The organism is Stenotrophomonas sp. TWI602 (assembly GCF_039674045.1).
Classification (GTDB): domain Bacteria; phylum Pseudomonadota; class Gammaproteobacteria; order Xanthomonadales; family Xanthomonadaceae; genus Stenotrophomonas.
In genome coordinates this window covers 121468-138512 of the sequence record NZ_JBDJMT010000006.1, presented here as the reverse complement: position 1 = coordinate 138512, position 17045 = coordinate 121468, and the positions used below count along the sequence as shown (strand labels likewise).

General features: G+C 68.5%; 12 protein-coding genes. 7 read left to right on the top strand and 5 right to left on the bottom strand.

Annotation, left to right across the window (positions count from 1 at the left end):
• Positions 1-52: 52 nt before the first annotated feature.
• A complete protein-coding gene (locus ABE483_RS08825) occupies positions 53-2569 on the top strand; it encodes a sulfite reductase flavoprotein subunit alpha (protein ID WP_346481534.1) in 2517 nt (838 codons plus the stop codon).
• Positions 2570-2584: 15 nt separating this feature from the next.
• On the opposite strand, the gene ABE483_RS08820 is transcribed toward ABE483_RS08825, so the two are convergent.
• Positions 2585-5218 (bottom strand): excinuclease ABC subunit UvrA, encoded by a 2634-nt coding sequence (locus ABE483_RS08820; protein WP_346481533.1) that lies wholly within the window; start codon positions 5216-5218, stop codon positions 2585-2587.
• 73 nt (positions 5219-5291) lie between these two features.
• Positions 5292-7853: a methyl-accepting chemotaxis protein gene (locus ABE483_RS08815; protein ID WP_346481532.1), complete on the bottom strand. Its 2562-nt coding sequence runs from the start codon at positions 7851-7853 to the stop codon at positions 5292-5294.
• A 391-nt stretch (positions 7854-8244) separates the two neighbouring features.
• Here ABE483_RS08815 and ABE483_RS08810 point away from each other — a divergent pair, with 391 nt between their 5' ends.
• The 3 genes from ABE483_RS08810 (at position 8245) to ABE483_RS08800 (ending at position 9233) form a co-directional block, all read left to right on the top strand.
• A complete protein-coding gene (locus tag ABE483_RS08810; RefSeq protein ID WP_179459899.1) occupies positions 8245-8388 on the top strand; it encodes a hypothetical protein in 144 nt (47 codons plus the stop codon).
• The gene (locus tag ABE483_RS08805; protein ID WP_313209021.1) at positions 8385-8588 is read left to right on the top strand and encodes a hypothetical protein; all 204 of its coding nucleotides are present in this window, start codon (positions 8385-8387) and stop codon (positions 8586-8588) included. The genes ABE483_RS08810 and ABE483_RS08805 overlap by 4 nt, the downstream gene beginning before the upstream one ends.
• 75 nt (positions 8589-8663) lie before the next feature.
• A complete protein-coding gene (locus tag ABE483_RS08800) occupies positions 8664-9233 on the top strand; it encodes a nuclear transport factor 2 family protein (protein ID WP_346462956.1) in 570 nt (189 codons plus the stop codon).
• A 26-nt stretch (positions 9234-9259) separates the two neighbouring features.
• Here ABE483_RS08800 and ABE483_RS08795 read toward each other — a convergent pair whose 3' ends face one another.
• Positions 9260-10459: an MFS transporter gene (locus ABE483_RS08795; protein WP_346481531.1), complete on the bottom strand. Its 1200-nt coding sequence runs from the start codon at positions 10457-10459 to the stop codon at positions 9260-9262.
• Positions 10459-11667, bottom strand: coding sequence for an MFS transporter (locus tag ABE483_RS08790; RefSeq protein ID WP_313212934.1), 1209 nt, complete (start codon positions 11665-11667; stop codon positions 10459-10461). Before ABE483_RS08790 ends, ABE483_RS08795 begins: the two co-directional genes overlap by 1 nt.
• Positions 11668-11778: 111 nt before the next feature.
• Between ABE483_RS08790 and ABE483_RS08785 the strand changes: the two genes are divergently transcribed.
• On the top strand, positions 11779-12372 hold the full coding sequence (locus ABE483_RS08785) for a TetR family transcriptional regulator (RefSeq protein ID WP_313219470.1): 594 nt from the start codon (positions 11779-11781) through the stop codon (positions 12370-12372).
• 250 nt (positions 12373-12622) lie between these two features.
• On the opposite strand, the gene ABE483_RS08780 is transcribed toward ABE483_RS08785, so the two are convergent.
• Entirely contained in the window at positions 12623-13003 is a 381-nt protein-coding gene (locus tag ABE483_RS08780) for a helix-turn-helix domain-containing protein (RefSeq protein ID WP_346481530.1), read from the bottom strand.
• Positions 13004-13086: 83 nt separating this feature from the next.
• On the opposite strand from ABE483_RS08780, the gene ABE483_RS08775 reads away from it, so the two are divergent.
• The gene (locus tag ABE483_RS08775; protein ID WP_313212949.1) at positions 13087-14154 is read left to right on the top strand and encodes an SDR family oxidoreductase; all 1068 of its coding nucleotides are present in this window, start codon (positions 13087-13089) and stop codon (positions 14152-14154) included.
• A 90-nt stretch (positions 14155-14244) separates the two neighbouring features.
• Complete coding sequence (locus ABE483_RS08770) at positions 14245-17040, top strand: PAS domain-containing protein (RefSeq protein WP_346481529.1); 2796 nt, start codon at positions 14245-14247, stop codon at positions 17038-17040.
• The last annotated feature ends 5 nt before the right edge of the window (positions 17041-17045 follow it).

The window sequence follows — 17045 nt, the reverse complement described above, 5'->3', positions numbered from 1 at the left end:
CAATTCTCATCTACAGCCGGGCCTGCTTCGCCTTGCCGCCGGAACCGCCCGCATGTTGAAGACCGTTGTTTTCCAGCTGCACTGGCTGTTGGGCATCACTGCCGGCACCGTGCTGGCGGTGATGGGCCTGAGCGGGGCCACGCTGGCCTTTGAAGACGAGATCATGCGCGCGGCCAATCCTGCGCTTGCGCAGGTCGTGCAACGCCATGCGGCCGGCGAGCAGCCGCTGGCGCTCACCGCGCTGTTGCCGCGGTTGCAGCAGGACATGCCACAGCCGTTGCAGCGGCTGCGCGTGGATGCCACCGGGCAGCGCCTGTCGGTCGCGCGTTTCGACGGCGGCCAGGCGAACTGGCGCTACTTCGATCCGTACACGGGTACCGTGCTGACCGAGCTGAAGGGGCTGGATTTCTTCGCCTTCGTCGAAGACCTGCACCGCCACCTGGTCAGTGGCGAACGCGGCAGCCTGATCACCGGCAGCTGCGCGATCGCGCTGGTGTTCTTCTGTCTATCCGGTCTGTATCTGCGCTGGCCGCGACGCTGGTGGCACTGGCGCACCTGGCTGGCGGTGGAGTGGTCGCGCAACGGGCGCAGTTTCCTGTGGAGCCTGCACTCGGTGGTCGGCACCTGGGTCCTGCTGGTCTACCTGATGATCGCGCTGACCGGGCTGTGGTGGTCGTTCGACTGGTACCGCAAGGGCGCCACCACGCTGCTCGGCGGGGCAGACGCAGAGCAAAGCGAGCGGCGCGCCAGCCGCGGCCCGCTGGATCTGGGCAAGGTGCAGGCGACGCTGTACGGCCTGGAGGGTGTGCGCCGCGGCTACATCGATCTGCGCTTCCCGGCCACACCGGGCCGCCCGCTGACCAGCCGCGTGCAGGGCGGCGATGCCGCCCATGACCGCGCGCAGGATATCGTCCAGCTGGATCCGGCCACCGGTGCCCTGCTCGCCTACGCGCCGTACCGCGCCAGGAATGCCGGCGGCAAGATCATCGTCAGTGTGTTCGCATTGCACTCGGGCAGCTTCTTCGGGCTGCCGGGGCGGGTCATCGTGATGCTGTCCAGCCTGGGCATGCTGGTGTTCTTCATCACCGGCTGGATGCTGTATCTGGACCGCCGCCGCAAGAAGCGCGAGGTGCGTGCCTCACGGCTGCCTCTCGCGGCGGCCGTCGGCACCGGGCAGCCGTGGCTGGTGGCGTTTGCCAGCCAGAGTGGTTTTGCCGAACAGCTGGCCTGGCGTACGGCGGCGCAGTTGCAGGCGGCTGGCCTGCCGGTGCACGTCCGGCCGCTCGCGCAAGTGGATACGGCGTTGCTCGCGGACACGGACAAGGCCTTGTTCGTCATCAGTACGTTCGGCGATGGCGAAGCGCCGGATGCGGCGCGTGCGTTCGAGCGACGGGTATTGGCGCAGTCCACCGCGCTGCAGGGCCTGGCGTACGCCGTGCTCGGGCTCGGCGACCGCGAATACCTACGCTTCTGCGGTTTCTCGCGACAGGTGGACAGCTGGCTGGTGGCGCAGGGTGCGCAACGACTGTTCGCCAGCATCGAGGTGGACCGCACCGATGCCGTGCCGCTGGCGAACTGGCAGCAGCAGCTGGGTGTGCTGACCGGGGTGGAGGATCACACCCCGCTGCCGGCACCGGTTGAACTGCACCCTTGGGCGCTGGATGCGCGCGCGCAGCTCAATCCGGGCAGCGCCGCCGGGGCGATCTGGCAGGTGTCCCTGCGGCCGCCGGCGCACGCGCACTGGCAGGCCGGCGACATCCTGGAGATGGCGCCGCGCCACGCGCGTGCGCATGTGCTGTCGGTGCTGGCTCGCAACGGTCTGGATCCGCAGGCGCCGGTGACGGTCGATGGACGCATCACGGCATTGGTCGAGGCCGCTGCCGCGCGTGTGCTGCCTGAGACAGCGGAGGCAGTGGACGCCGCTGCAGCACCCGATGCTGCCCGCTGGCTCGCACGACTGCCTGCGCTGCCGCATCGCGAATACTCGATCGCCTCGGTGCCCGGCGATGGTGCCGTGCAGTTGGTGATCCGCCTGACCGATCTGCCCGACGGCCGCCACGGACTGGGCTCGGGCTGGTTGTGCGTGCATGCCAGGGAGGCAGACAACATTCATGCCCGCGTGCGTCGCAACACCGGCTTCCATCGCCATCCCGAGCACGCCCCGATGCTGCTGATCGGCAACGGCACCGGCATCGCGGGTCTGCGCAGCCTGCTGCGTGAAGCCGACGCGCAGGGCGATCGCGGGCATTGGCTGGTGTTCGGCGAGCGCACCCGCGCGCACGATTTCCTGTATCGCGAGGAGATCGAGGCGTGGCGGGCGCAAGGTCACCTCAGCCGTGTGGACCTGGCGTTCTCGCGCGATCCGGACGGCGGCGGCTATGTGCAGGACCGCCTGCGCGCCGCACCGGAGGCACTGCGGGCGTGGGTGGACCTGGGCGGCAGCCTCTACGTATGCGGCTCGTTGCACGGCATGGCCGAAGGCGTCGATGCCGTGCTGCGCAAGGTGCTCGGCAACGATGCCGTGGATGCCCTGCTCGACGACGGACGCTACCGCCGCGACGTGTACTGAGGTGCACGGCGCCGCTCAGGGAAACCAGCGGCGCAGATAGCGCGCGGTGGCGCCCTGCCTGGCGCGACTGACCTGGGCCGGCGTGCCTTCGGCGACGATCCTGCCGCCCTCCTCGCCCGCGCCCGGCCCCACATCGATCACCCAGTCCGCGTCGGCGACGACACGCAGGTCGTGCTCGACCACCACCACCGTGTTGCCGGCGTCGACCAGGCCGTGCAGCTGCGTCATCAGCTTGTCCACATCGGCCGGATGCAGGCCGGTGGTCGGCTCGTCCAGCACATACAGGCTGTTGCCGTGCTGGCTGCGCTGCAGCTCGGTGGCCAGCTTGATCCGCTGCGCCTCCCCACCGGACAATTCCGTGGCCGGCTGGCCCAGACGCAGATAGCCCAGGCCGATATCCCGCAGCAGTTGCAGCGGCCGCTGCACGGGCGGCTCGTCGGCGAAGAACGCCAACGCCTCCTCCACCGTCATCGCCAGCACCTGTGCGATGTTGCGACCGTTCCACTGCACCTCCAGGGTCTTCGCGTTGTAGCGCTGCCCATGGCAGGTGGGGCATGGCGCGTAGACGCTGGGCATGAACAACAGCTCGACGTGGACGAAGCCCTCGCCTTCGCAGGTCTCGCAGCGGCCGGCGGCGACATTGAAGGAGAAACGGCCCACGCTGTAGCGGCGCGCCTTGGCCGAGCGCGTGCCGGCAAACAGACGGCGCACATGATCGAACAGGCCGGTGTAGGTGGCCAGGTTGGAGCGCGGCGTCCGCCCGATCGGCTTCTGGTCGACGTTGACCAGACGTGTGATCGCCTTGGCCCCGTTCAACCGGCCCCGGGTACGTTCGATGCGGCTGGGCTGCGGCAGGTCGCTGTCGGCCTCTTCGATCACCGGCTCCTGCCCCAGGTGCTCGCCGACCAGCTCGACCAGCGCCTGGCTGACCAGACTCGACTTGCCCGAGCCGGAGACACCGGTCACCGCCGTGAACGCCCCAAGCGGAAAACGTGTATCCACGCCATGCAGGTTGTTGCGGTGAACGCCCTGCAGGCCCAGCCAGCCGGACGGCGCGCGCGGCGTGCGGCGCGGGCCGGCACCGCTCTGGAACAGATACGGCGCGGTGACCGAGGCCTTGATCGTGCGCAGGCCCTCGGGTGGTCCGCTGTAGAGCACCTGGCCACCGTGCTGACCGGCACCCGGGCCGACATCCACCAGCCAGTCCGCGCGGCGCAGCATCTCCAGATCATGCTCCACCACGAACAGCGTGTTGCCGCCAGCCTTGAGCTGGGCCAGTGCGTCGTACAGGGCCTCGCCATCGGCGGGATGCAGGCCGGCGGTGGGCTCATCGAGCACGTACACGACGCCGAACAGGCTCGAGCGGATCTGTGTCGCCAGGCGCAGGCGCTGCAGTTCGCCCGGCGACAGCGTCGGGGTCGCGCGGTCCATCGACAGATAGCCCAGCCCCAGCGACTGCAGCGTGCCGATCCGTTCGACCAGATCGTGCGCGATGCGCTGGGCCGCGATGCGCTTCTCCTCCGACAGATCCGGCGTGCGGCGCACATCGCTGCCACCCGCATGCGCGTTGCCACCGGCGGCCACCCGCTTGGCCGTGGCCTGGCGACCGGCGCTACGGCTGCGTGTGGCGGTTGCGGCCGCTACCTCGAAATGCCCCTGCGCCGCCGGACGCAACGCCTGCGCCATGGCACTGAGCGGCAGCCGCGACAACGTGCCGATATCCATGCCGGCGAACGTCACCGACAGCGCTTCGCGCTTCAACCGGCGGCCATCGCAGACCGGACACTCGGCGCCGATCATGTAGCGCGCCACGCGCTTTTTCATCATCGCGCTCTGCGTGGTGGCAAAGGTATGCAGTACGTAACGGCGTGCTCCGCTGAAGGTGCCCATGTAACTGGGCTCCTCCTTGCGACGCACGGCGGCGCGGGTTTCGGCCGGGGTGAAGCCGGCATACACCGGCACCACCGGTTGTTCCTCGGTGAACAGGATCCAGTCGCGCTGCTTTTTCGGTAGATCGCGCCAGGGAACATCCACGTCGTAGCCCAGCGTGACGAGAATGTCGCGCTGGTTCTGCCCGTGCCATGCCGGCGGCCACGCAGCGATGGCGCGCTCGCGGATGCTCAGCGACGGATCGGGCACCATGGACTGCTCGGTCACCTCATACACGTAGCCCAGGCCGTGGCAGTTCGGGCAGGCGCCCTGCGGCGTATTCGGCGAGAAGTCTTCGGCGTACAGCATGGGTTGCTTGGCCGGATAGGTACCGGCGCGCGAGTACAACATCCGAAGCAGACTCGACAGCGTGGTCACGCTGCCGACGCTGGAGCGCACGCTGGCGGTGCCGCGCTGCTGCTGCAGGGCCACGGCCGGTGGCAGCCCTTCGATCGCATCCACATCCGGCACGCCGACCTGGTCGATCAGCCGCCGCGCATAGGGCGACAACGACTCCAGGTAGCGCCGCTGTGCTTCGGCATACAGCGTACCGAACGCCAGCGAGGATTTGCCCGAGCCGGAGATGCCGGAGAACACCACCAGCGCATCGCGCGGGATGTCGACATCCACGTTCTTGAGGTTGTGTTCGCGTGCGCCCCGGACGCGCACGAAGGTATCCGGGGCAGTAGAGGGCGACGGCCGGCGCGTGGAGGTCTTCATGGATGAACAATAGCGAACCACAGCGCCGGCTCACTGCCGGTGAAGACCCGTGAGTGCGGTGTTGACGCCGGCCTCAGGCCGTCGCCCGCACGCGCGCGCACGGCGGTGCAGTCATGACGAAGGCATCCACCGCCTCGCCCAGCAGGGAGGCCTGGCGATCCAGCGCGCGCGCCGAGGCCGAGGCCTCCTCCACCAGCGCCGCATTCTGCTGGGTGCTGCCATCCATCTGCAGCAACGTCTGGCTCACCTGCTCGATGCCCGCGGTCTGCTGCTGCGACGCGGCCGAAATGCTGGCCATGATCGATGTCACCCGCTGCACGCTGCCGACGATCTCGCCCATGGTCGCGCCTGCGCTGTCGACCTGCCGGGTACCCGCATCAACGCGCTCGACCGAGGCTTCGATCAGCTGCTTGATCTGGCGCGCGGCGTCGGCACTGCGTTGTGCCAGCAAACGCACTTCGCTGGCTACCACCGCGAAGCTGCGCCCCTGCTCGCCTGCCCGCGCCGCTTCCACGGCGGCGTTCAGGGCCAGGATGTTGGTCTGGAACGCGATTCCGTCGATCACCCCGGTGATCTCCCCGATCCGCCGCGAGGACAGGGCGATATCGGCCATGGTGGTCACCACCTGCGCCACCGATTCGCCGCCGCGGGCCGCAACCTCGGCCGCACGTATCGCCAGCTGGTTGGCCTGCTGCGCCGAATCCGCGTTCTGCCGCACCGTGGCCGCGAGCTCCTCCATCGAGGAAGCGGTTTCTTCCAGATGCGCCGCCTGGCGCTCGGTGCGATCGGAGAGGTCGTGGTTGCCGGCGACGATCTCGCCGGCGGCATGGTTGATCGCCACCGAGGCCTGCTGGATGCGCGCGACGATGTCGGTCAGCTGCATCACCGTGGCATTGGCATCGTCACGCAGGCGCGCGAACACACCGTGGAAATCGCCCTGCATGCGTACGCGCAGATCGCCCTGCGACAACGCCGAGAGCAGCCCCTGCAATCCGGACAGGTTGCTCTGGAAGGTATCGAGCAGGTGGTTGATGCTCAGCGCCAGCGTCTTTACGAAGCCCTGCTTGTCCTCGACCGCGATCCGCCCATGCAGTTCGCCCCGCGCGGCCGCATCGACCAGCGCGGCCACCTCGTTCTCCACGGTGGTTTCCAGCGCGCGGCTGCGCCACTCAACCGCCGCCCCCAGCAGCTGGTCGTGCTCCACGATCGGGGTGATCACCAGCTGGTAGCGGACGCCTGCGTGCTCGATCTCCCGGCTGGCACGCTGGCCGCGCTGCAGCCTCGGCAACAGGCTGGCGAAGGCCGGATGCAGGGCGGCCGCCGGTTGGCCGCTCCAGTCCGCGTGCGTGAGCTGCAGTTCGGTGAGCAGCGCCTGGTTGAGGAAGCCGATCCGCCCCTCGCCGTCGAGCACCATCACGCCGGTCTGCGCACTGTCCAACGCCTGGCGGGCGCGGGTGTTGTCGCGCGCGACGGCGCGCTCGGCCTCGATCCGCTCGCGCAGCCGTTGCTGCATGTGGCGCAGGCGCGCGGCCAGCTGGCCGATCTCATCGTGCGGATTGTGGATGGTCAGCACGGTGTCGAGCCGGTCATCGGCGATGTCCTCGGCAAAGCGCAGCGTGTCGCGGATCGGTTGACGGACCGCGCGCAGCACCAGCAGCAAGGTGGCGATCAGCACCACCGCCACCAGCAGCAGGGTAAACGCGAATACGACCCCCATGGTGCTGGCCCGCGCGGCCTGTCGCTCGCGTGCCGCGGCCAAGGCCCGCGTCTGCGCCTGTTGCAGCGCCTGCAGCCCGGGCCCGATCTGGGCCGCGGTCTCGGCCAGTGACTGCGCCTCCACATCCAGCCCGATGCGGGCGGCGGTGTAGGCCAGCAGCGCCCCTTGATACGCCTCCATCTGCCTTCGCAGCGCTTCCTGCGTTTCTGCATCCAGGCGCGCCTGCGCCAGGGACAGATCGAACGGCAGCTTCTGTTCGCTGGCACGATCGGTGTGCGCCGCATCACCGGTGAGCAGCAGCAGGCTTTCCTCGCGCCGCATCTTCTGCAGCTGGGCGATCACCACCGGGCGCGCGCTGGCCTCGACGCTGGCCTCCAGCGTGGCAGCCGCCGCCTCCAACTGCGCACGCAGGCCAGCATCGCCGCGCCCCATCTCATCCACCCGGGTATTCAATGCGCTGATGCCCTCGGCGAAGTCACCCGCGCGGGCAGCCAGCTCGCGCAGCGCCCCGGCACTTCCGGCATCGTGGGGATCGCGCTGCAGCTGGCCCAGGGTCGCCTGCAGGCGCTGCTGCGCGGCCTGCAACGCCTCGCGATCGCCGTCATCGAAGGTGCTGGCATACCGTGTCTGCAGGCGCCGCGCATCGGCGATCTCGGTCGCCAGCGTGGCCGCCAGTGCGGCCTCCTGCTGGTGCGCGGCGAAGGTTTCGGCTGCACGCTCGGTATCATGGCGCGTCCAGCCGTAGACGACGGCGACCGCAAACAGGCCCAGGCCGCAGATCAGCAGGCTGGCCCTGAGTTTCTGTGCCACGCTGAGGCGGCCGAGCGCGGCCAGCCGGGTCGGCTGGGCGAGACGGAAGCGGAACCGATCGCCCAGACGGGCGACGAACAACGACAGGCGACGGGGGACGACCGACATCACGCACTCCAGGCGGAAGGACGCACCGGTATCGGCGGGACCGCGCTGAACTTGAGGGCCGATCTCACTGAGCGCCCCTGGCGTCGCCAGTGGCTCCCGTTGTAAGGGCGCCAGACGACGAAGTGATGACGGTCAGGCGACGAGCGCCGGGCGGCTCGGGGTATCCCTCGCCGGGCGGTGGCATGCGTCGTCTTGAACGGGCGGGTTGCAGCAACACCGGGATCACACCCGCTGAACGTGCGACAGTGAAGGAAGGGACAGCGCCTTCACGGCGATTGCGCTGAACTAGCGCTGGGATCGCGGCCGGGGCCGCTGCAGGATCCGGTGCGCGCCACCGCACCTTGGGCCGATCACGACGCACCAACGCCATACCGCACGGAGAGAGACCGCCATGAATGCCGCCTTCAAGATCTTTCTGCTCGCCGGTGCACTGCTGTACGGCCTGCCGGGGCTGGTGTGGTGGGTGAACCATCGGCGCGCCAAGCGGGCGCGGCTGGCCCAGGGCGTGGTCAGCGTCGAGGCCCGCGCGCCATGAGCGGCGGCACCGGGACGAGCGCGGCAACGCACCTGACCGACGAACAGCGGCAGATCCTGCGCGACATCAACGCCACGCGTCCGGTCAGCGATGAAGCCGCCAACTGGGCGGTCAAGGCCGGCTACGCGGCCCAGGCGGAAGACGGCGACATCGATTTGACCCAGGCTGGCCGCCAGCGGGTGGATTCCAGCACGCTGTAACACGCCGGGGCCATGTGCGTTCTGCCGTGCCCACAGGTCATCGTTCCGAATGACACTTGAAGGACGCCCCGGCCCATGCGAAACCTGGCGCCCGCTCTGGTCCGATTGAAGCAGGCACCCCCGATGACACACTGCCCCACCGCTTTCGCCGCCCTGCTCGTCGCTGCCGGCATGCTCGCGCCCCTGTCAGCGTCCGCTGGCGAGGAGGCCGTGGAGGCAGCCACCCTCACGCGCACCATCACCGCGTTGGATGACCAGGTCTTCGACGCGTACAACCGCTGCGACCTGGAGACCTTTGCCCGCTACTTTTCGCCGACCGTCGAGTTCTATCACGACAGCGGCGGGGCCAGCTTCGATCGCGACACGGTGGTCTCCAACACGCGCAAGTACATTTGCCACAAGGTCCGCCGCGAACGGGTTCCAGGGACGCTCAAGGTCTACCCGATCAAGAACTTCGGCGCGATCGAGGAAGGCGAGCACCGCTTCTGCGAGGTGGCGACCGGCCACTGCGAAGGCAGTGCGAAGTTCGTGATGGTCTGGCAGCACAAGGACGGGCAATGGCAGATGACCCGGGTGCTGAGCTACGGCCATCGCGCGTTGACCGAGGCTGAAAAGGCGGCGCTGCAGACGACGGAAACCAGATAGCGCCGGGGAGGATTCGGGCCACCCTGTCACGGTGCGCGCGAAGGCATGCCGGTGTCCCGCTCCGTCCATTCCATCCGGCGGCCAGCAAGGCACACCACCCCTGCCGCGACCGCGAAGCCACCGGTGAGCCAGAGATTGGCGGTCAGACCGAGCCGATCCAGTGCTTGGCCGCCCACCCACGCCCCGGATGCGATCCCGACATTGAAGGCACCGACATAGAGTGCGGAGGCGATTTCCATCGCCCTGGGCACGGCCTTTATCATCCACGTCATCAAGCCCACCGATACCCCGCCGTAGGCCAGCCCCCACGCCAGCAGCGCGACGGCACCGCCCAGGCGCGACTCCCCGAGGGTCAGGAACAGCGAGGGCGCCAGCACCAGACCCGCCGCGATCAGCGACACCGTCAGCCTGGTACGTCGTGCTGCCGCGATGCCGGCAAGGAAGTTGCCGGCCATGCCCGCGGCGCCGTAGCCGAACAACAACAGCCCCACCCAGCGCGCGTCGAATCCCGAGACCGACATCAGCAGCGGCCGAACGAACGTAAAGGCGATGAAGTGCCCGGCGACCAGCAGGAAGGTCAGCATCAACCCAAGCTGCAGCCCGCGGTTGCCCAGTTGCTGACCGAACTGGCGCACGCTGGTCGTGCCGGACGGCGGCAGCCCGGGCATCACGGCCAGGTGCAGGGCAAGGACGGCGGCCCCCAGCAGCGCCATGCTGCCGAACGCCCAACGCCATCCCAGCAGCTCCCCGATCAGCGCGCCAAGCGGAACGCCCAGCACGGAAGCAGCCGCCACGCCGCCAAAGATGAGCGATGTGGCCAGGCCGACCGATCGCGTTGCCACCAGCCGCACCGCCAGCCCGCCGGCAATGGCCCAGATGCCGCCCATGCACAGCCCGACCAGCACGCGGGCCGCCAGCATCCAGCCCAGCGTGGGGGCGAAAGCCGTACCCAGGTTGGCGATCACCAGCAGACCCAGCAGCCCGCACAGCAGCGAGCGTCGATCCACGCTGCCGGCGCTGATCACCACCAGCGGTGCGAACAGCGCTGCCAGCAGTGCGGGCAACGAGATCATCAGGCCCGCAGTGCCGGTGGTGGTGTCCAACGCTTCGGCGATCGGGGTCAGCAGGCCGACCGGCAGCATCTCCGTGGTGACGACCGAGAAGGTGGCCAGACTGACCGCGGTGACCGCCCACCACGGGTGGCGCGGTGTGGATTGCGCCTGCATCAGCAGATCCCCAAGTGGCGTGGCTCACGCGGACGCAACACGCCGTGCGCGAACGCCGCCGCCAGCAGCACCGCTCCTCCCGCACACAAGGCAACCAGGTACCCGGCGCGTGGCCCGTGTGCATCCACCCCATAGCCGGCGATCGCCGCGCCCAGCGCCACGCCCACGTTCAGCGCCGCCAGCAGCCAGGTCATGCCCTCGGTGAGCTGGCGCGGCGGGACCTGTTGCTCGATCAACGACATCGCCACGATCATCGTCGGGGCGAAGAACACACCCGCCGCGAAGACCGTCACGGCGAGTGCGGCGATGCTTCCCACCAGCAGCAGCGGCAAGGTGGTCAATGCGGTCGCGATCCCGCCCAGCAGCAACAGGCGGCGCAGTGGCGTCTGCAGCTTGAGCGCACCGAACAGTACCCCGGACAGGCAGGAGCCGGCGGCATACGCACACAGCACGACGCTGGCGGCGGCGGGCTGCCCCACGTGCGCGGCGAAGGCGACGCTGACGATATCGACGGTGCCCACGATCACGCCCATCGCGACCATCAACACGGCCAGCCACCGCACACCCGGCAGACGGATGACGGACGCAGCAGGTGCGGCATGGGGTAGTACGGCCTCGATCGGGGGCTCGGTTCGGCGCTGCGCGATCAACGCAAGCGCGCCGATCGGCAGCAGCACCGTAGCGGCGAGGACACCCGCCTGCGGAAACAGCGAGACCGCCAGGCCGATCGATAACGGCGGCCCGACGATGAAGGTGACCTCATCGAACACGGTTTCCAGCGCGTACGCGGTCTGCAGGCGCGACTGTCCGCGATAGATCGCGGTCCAGCGCGCGCGCACCATGGCCGACATGCTGGGCATCGCCCCGGCCAGCAGTGCCCCGAGGAACAGCACGGCCGCCGGCGCTTCCCACCACGAGGCCGCCAGCAGCATCAGCAGGCCGATCACGCTGACGCCGGTGGCCATCGGCACGACACGGCGCTGTCCATGCCGGTCCACCAGACGGGATACCTGCGGCGACAGCAACGCATAGGTCAGCACGAACGTCGCGGCTACCGCGCCGGCCAATGCATAGCTGCCGCGCACCTGGGCCAGCAGCGTGATGAGGCCGATGCCGGTCATCGGCAACGGCAGCCGCGCCAGCAGCCCCGCCAGCGCAAACCCGGTGGTACCGGGCGCAGCGAACAACTCTCGATAGGGACGGGTCACAGCGCGTTTCACTGGCTTTCCACCTTTTACATACACAACGTATGTTTAAAATCCTATATACATACGCTCCGGATGTAAACAGCGGTCCGCCCCGCAAGCAAGGAGATATCGATGGCCCGTCGCACCCGCGCCGACATGGAGCAGACCCGCGCCACGCTGCTGGCGACGGCCCGCGTGGTCTTCAGCGAGCGTGGCTACGCCGAGACCTCGATGGACGACCTCACCGCGCAGGCCGGGCTCACCCGTGGCGCGCTGTATCACCACTTCGGTGACAAGCAGGGCCTGCTCGCGGCCGTCGTCGATGAGATCGACGCTGAGATGGACGACCGCCTCAAGGCGATCTCCGACGCCGCCGAGGATCCGTGGGCGGGCTTTCGTCTTCGCTGCATGGGGTATCTGGAGATGGCCCTGGAGCCGACCATCCAGCGCATCGTCCTGCGCGATGCGCGGGCGGTGCTCGGCGGCGCCTCGCCGGAATCGCAGCGCCACTGCATCGATTCCATGCAGCGCCTGCTCGCGCACCTGATCGATCAGGGCGTGGTCGCCGAGGCCCATCCGCAGGCCCTGGCCTCGCTGGTGTACGGCAGCCTGGCCGAGGCCGCGTTCTGGATCGCCGATGGCGATGATGGCGATGCGCGGCTGGCACAGAGCGTGGCGGCGCTCGACCTGCTGCTGCGTGGGCTGCGGGTCACCACACCGCACTGACCGCTCATCCGGTCAGGCCGCCATTGGATCCGGTCCCTGACCGCAGGTCATATATCGCTCCCCGTGGCCGCGAGGCCGACGCGTTCTTCAAAGGCGCGTCCGGCACCGACGCTTTACTCGGTCGCGCAAGGAAGGCGATCAGCGCGAACAGCGACCAACCCAGCACGTGCAGGAGCCAGAACCTGAGGGTCACCGCATCGATGCGCTGGAGGGGAGCCGTACGCCACCCGATCCGGCTGGCACGTCCCGCTCAGCGCCGACGTGACGTCGCGCGTGGCTGCAGCGCGTCCAGGGCGCCGGCATTGCGGCGCGCCCAGTCGTAGATCAGTTCGATCGGTTCGACCAGTTGCCGCCCCAGTGGGGTCAATGTGTACTCCACCGAGGGCGGCACGGTGGGGTACTCGGTGCGCAGCACGATCCCCGCATGCTCCATGTCACGCAGCGTCTGGATCAGCATCTTCTTGGAGACGGCCGGCAGGCTGCGGTGCAGCGCGTTGCTGCGGGCAATGCCGTCATGGCGCACGGCCAGGGTGTGCAGCACCATCGAGGTCCAGTTGGTGCTGAACAGCTCCAGCACCCGCCGGGGGGCGCAATCCTCTCGCCAATGCGCTTCGGGAGTACCCGTTTTCATGTGTGGTTACCGTTTGGTGCCTTCTTTCGAGGCGTACCTCGATATCCTAAGGTGTGCGCCTGTAAAGCAATGAAAGAGGCGACATCGTGAAGCAGAAAGCGTTGGTGGTCGGTGCAACGGGCATCGTGGGCAGTGCACTGATACAACGACTGCTGCAGGAGGGCTGGGACGTCCACGGCCTGGCCCGTCGGCCCGATTCGCTGCCCGCCGGCGCCCACGGCGTCTGCGCCGACCTGCGCGATGCGCAGGCCACGCGCGCCGCGCTGTCCGGACTGGCCCCCACGCACGTGTTCATCACCACCTGGTCCCGGCAGGCCAACGAGGCCGAAAACATCCGGGTCAACAGCGCGATGGTGCGCCATCTGCTGGATGCACTGCAGCCAGCCGGCAGCGTGCAGCATGTGGCACTGGTCACGGGCCTGAAGCATTACCTGGGACCGTTCGAGGCGTACGCGCAGGGCAACCTGCCGCAGACGCCCTTCCGTGAAGAACAACCGCGCCTGCCCGTGGACAACTTCTACTACGCACAGGAAGACGAGGTGTTTGCCGCCGCCGCCCGCGATGGCTTCCACTGGAGCGTGCATCGCCCGCATACCGTGATCGGCGCAGCGGTGGGCAATGCCATGAACATGGGCACCACGCTGGCCGTGCATGCCACCCTGTGCCGCCACACCGGGCGCCCGTTCCAGTTCCCCGGCTCCCTCGCGCAGTGGGACGGGCTGACCGACATGACCGATGCCGGACAGCTGGCACGGCACCTGTTGTGGGCGACGCAGACCCCGGCCGCCGCCAACCAGGCCTTCAACGTGGTCAATGGCGATGTGTTCCGCTGGCGCTGGATGTGGGGCCGGATCGCCGCGTGGTTCGATATCGAGGCCGTGCCGTTCAGTGGTCAGGTCCGTCCGCTCGCCGAGCAGATGGCCGATGATGCCGCGCTGTGGTCGTCGCTGGCCGCCACCCACGGCCTGGCCGAGTCTGACATCCACCAGCTGATCTCGCCCTGGCACACCGATGCCGATCTCGGGCGCCCGCTGGAAGTGGTGACGGACATGTCAAAGAGCCGCCGGATGGGGTTCCTGGATTACCAGCCCAGTGACGATGCGTTCTTCGCGCTGTTCACGCGGCTGCGGGCGGCGCGGTTGATTCCCTGAGGCGCTGCCGCGCAGCGCTGGGAGGGTTCCACAGCGACACCCCGCAGCGATACGCTAGGGCGGCCGCCCCCCGCTGATCGCAGGTACCGCTTGAGCTCTTCACCTACCACGGGTTCCCACGGCGAACGGGATACCGAGCGCGTCAAACTGGCGCTGGCCGCCGGCGCAATCATCGGCACCTGGTTCTGGGATGTCGCCCGCGACAGTCTGACCATCGACGATGCCCTCGCCGAGGTGCATGGCCTGGACCCCGCACTCGCGCGCAGTGAACTGCGCCTGGAGCAGGTGGTGTCCGCCGTTCACCCCGAGGACCGCCCGGGTCTGGCGGAGGCGATCGCCGACGCCGTGCGCCGTGGCGGTCGCTATGCCCACCAGTACCGCACCCGCGGCGCGGACGGTGCCTATCGCTGGATCGAGGCCATCGGCCGGGTCGATCTGGATGCCAGCGGAAACGCGGTCGGGTTTCCCGGCGTGCTGATCGACATCGATGACCGCAGGCGGGTGGAGGCCGAGCGTGACCAGGCGCAGACCCTGCTGCGTTCGTTCGTGGAGGCCGCGCCGGGTGTGGTGTACGCCAAGGACCGCCAGGGCCGGATCCTGATCGGCAACCGTGGCACCACCGATCTGATCGGTCTGCCACCCGAGGTGTATGTGGGGCGCACCGATGCCGAACTGCTCAGCGACCCGGCCCAGGCCGCCACGGTGATGGCCACCGACGAGCGGGTCATGGCCAGCGGCCAGACCGAGCAGCTCGAAGAAGACGTGAGCTTTGCCGATGGCCGGCGCGCCTGCTGGCTGTCCACCAAATCGCCGTTGCGTGATGCCGACGGAACCGTGGTGGGCTTGGTCGGCACTTCGCTGGACATCACCGACCGCAAGGCGGCCGAAGCCCGTCATGCTGAAGTGGAGGAGCGCTATCGGCTGGCCGCGCAGGCCACCAACGATGCGATCTGGGACTGGCGCATCTCCGATGGTCACGTGATCTGGAACGAGGCACTGACCACGCTGTTCGGCCATGCGCTGAGCGAAACCAGCGCGCAGTGGTGGCTGGACCATATCCACCCCGACGACCGGGCGCGCGTCGATGCGGATATCCATGCCGTGATCGAAGGCGACGGTACCGCGTGGAACAACGAATACCGGTTCCGCCGCGCCGATGGCAGTTTCGCCTCCGTGCTCGACCGCGCCACCGTCCTGCGTGGTGCGGTGGGCGAGCCGCTGCGGATGATCGGCGCGATGCTGGATCTGACCGTGCGTGAAGCCGCCGAGGCCGCCCTGGCCAAAAGCGAGGAGCGCCTGCGGTTTGCCACCGAGGCAGGCGACATGGGCTTCTGGGATGTCGACCTGGTGGCGGACGCCTTGATCTGGCCGCCCCGGACCAAGGCGATGTTCGGCATCTCCGCCGATGTTCCGGTGTCGCTGCGTGATTTCAACGAAGGCATCCACCCCGACGACCGTGCAGCGACCCTCGCCGCCTTTGCCGCCGCGGCTGATCCGGCCCAGCGCGCGCTCTATGACGTGGAGTACCGCACGGTCGGCAAGGAAGACGGGATCGTGCGCTGGGTCGCGGCCAAGGGCCGGGGACACTTCGAGGGCGACCGCTGCGTCCGCGTGGTTGGGGTGGTGATCGAGATCACCGCGCGCAAGATCGCCGACGCCCGCTTGAAGGAATTGAACGAGCAGCTGGAAAGCCGCGTGCTCGAAGAGGTCGCCGAGCGCACCCGCGTGGAAGATGCGCTTCGGCAGAGTCAGAAGATGGAGGCCGTCGGCCAGCTCACCGGCGGTATCGCCCACGACTTCAACAACATGCTGGCGACCGTGATCGGCCCGCTGGATCTGCTGGCGATGCGGCTCGGCGACAACGACCCGCGCACCAAGCGCTACATCGACATGGCCATCGACGGCGCCACCCGGGCGGCACAGCTCACCCAGCGGTTGCTGGCGTTCTCGCGCCAGCAGCCATTGCAGCCGGTGCCACTGGATGTGAACCAGCTGGTGGCGGGCATGTCCGACCTGCTGGTGCATTCGCTGGGCAGCAGCATCCGCCTGCAGACCGTACTGGCCGCCGACCTGTGGCGGACGTTCGCCGATGCCAATCAGCTGGAGAACGTGATTCTCAACCTGGCCGTCAATGCGCGCGATGCGCTGCCTGGCGGTGGGCGCCTCACGGTGGAAACCGCCAACGGCGAGATCACCGCGGGCGCTGGCTCCGCCCCGGCGGAGGTTCCCGATGGCCAATACGTTCTGATCACCGTGGCCGACAACGGCAGCGGCATGCCGCCGGAGGTGGTCGCCAAGGCATTCGATCCGTTCTTCACCACGAAAAAGGTGGGACAAGGCACGGGGCTTGGCCTGTCGCAGGTGTATGGCTTCGTCAAACAGTCGGCCGGTCACGTGAAGATCCGCTCTACCGTCGGGCAGGGAACAACGGTGACCCTGTATCTGCCGCGCCTCATGGCCGACATCGCCGCCACGCCTTCGCCGACAACCAGCGGTACCGCTCCGCTGAGTGGGGGCCGCGAGCGGGTGCTGATCGTGGAAGACGAGCCCGGCGTCCGCCAGTTCTCCATCGATGCGTTGAGCGAGCTGGGCTACCCGGTGCTCGCCGCCGAAGGGGCCGCCACCGCGCTTGCCCTGCTCGACAGCCATCCCGATATCGCCCTGCTGTTCACCGATGTGGTGATGCCCGAGGTCAACGGGCGACAGCTGGCCGATGAGGCCCTGAAGCGGCGCCCGGATCTGAAAGTGCTGTTCACCACCGGCTACAGTCGCAATGCGCTGGAGCACGACGGCGTACTGGACCCCAGCGTCCACCTGATCGGCAAACCGTTCACGCTGGAGGAGTTGGCCCTGCGGGTGCGCGCGGTGCTTGCCGAGGTGCGCTGACGGGA

What these genes read in the sequence shown, in the direction of transcription:
- ABE483_RS08825 (WP_346481534.1), top strand. Translation starts at nt 53, where the DNA reads ATGTTGAAGACCGTTGTTTTCCAGCTGCACTGGCTGTTGGGCATCACT.
- ABE483_RS08820 (WP_346481533.1), bottom strand. Translation starts at nt 5,218, where the DNA reads ATGAAGACCTCCACGCGCCGGCCGTCGCCCTCTACTGCCCCGGATACC.
- ABE483_RS08815 (WP_346481532.1), bottom strand. Translation starts at nt 7,853, where the DNA reads ATGTCGGTCGTCCCCCGTCGCCTGTCGTTGTTCGTCGCCCGTCTGGGC.
- ABE483_RS08810 (WP_179459899.1), top strand. Translation starts at nt 8,245, where the DNA reads ATGAATGCCGCCTTCAAGATCTTTCTGCTCGCCGGTGCACTGCTGTAC.
- ABE483_RS08805 (WP_313209021.1), top strand. Translation starts at nt 8,385, where the DNA reads ATGAGCGGCGGCACCGGGACGAGCGCGGCAACGCACCTGACCGACGAA.
- ABE483_RS08800 (WP_346462956.1), top strand. Translation starts at nt 8,664, where the DNA reads ATGCGAAACCTGGCGCCCGCTCTGGTCCGATTGAAGCAGGCACCCCCG.
- ABE483_RS08795 (WP_346481531.1), bottom strand. Translation starts at nt 10,459, where the DNA reads ATGCAGGCGCAATCCACACCGCGCCACCCGTGGTGGGCGGTCACCGCG.
- ABE483_RS08785 (WP_313219470.1), top strand. Translation starts at nt 11,779, where the DNA reads ATGGCCCGTCGCACCCGCGCCGACATGGAGCAGACCCGCGCCACGCTG.
- ABE483_RS08780 (WP_346481530.1), bottom strand. Translation starts at nt 13,003, where the DNA reads ATGAAAACGGGTACTCCCGAAGCGCATTGGCGAGAGGATTGCGCCCCC.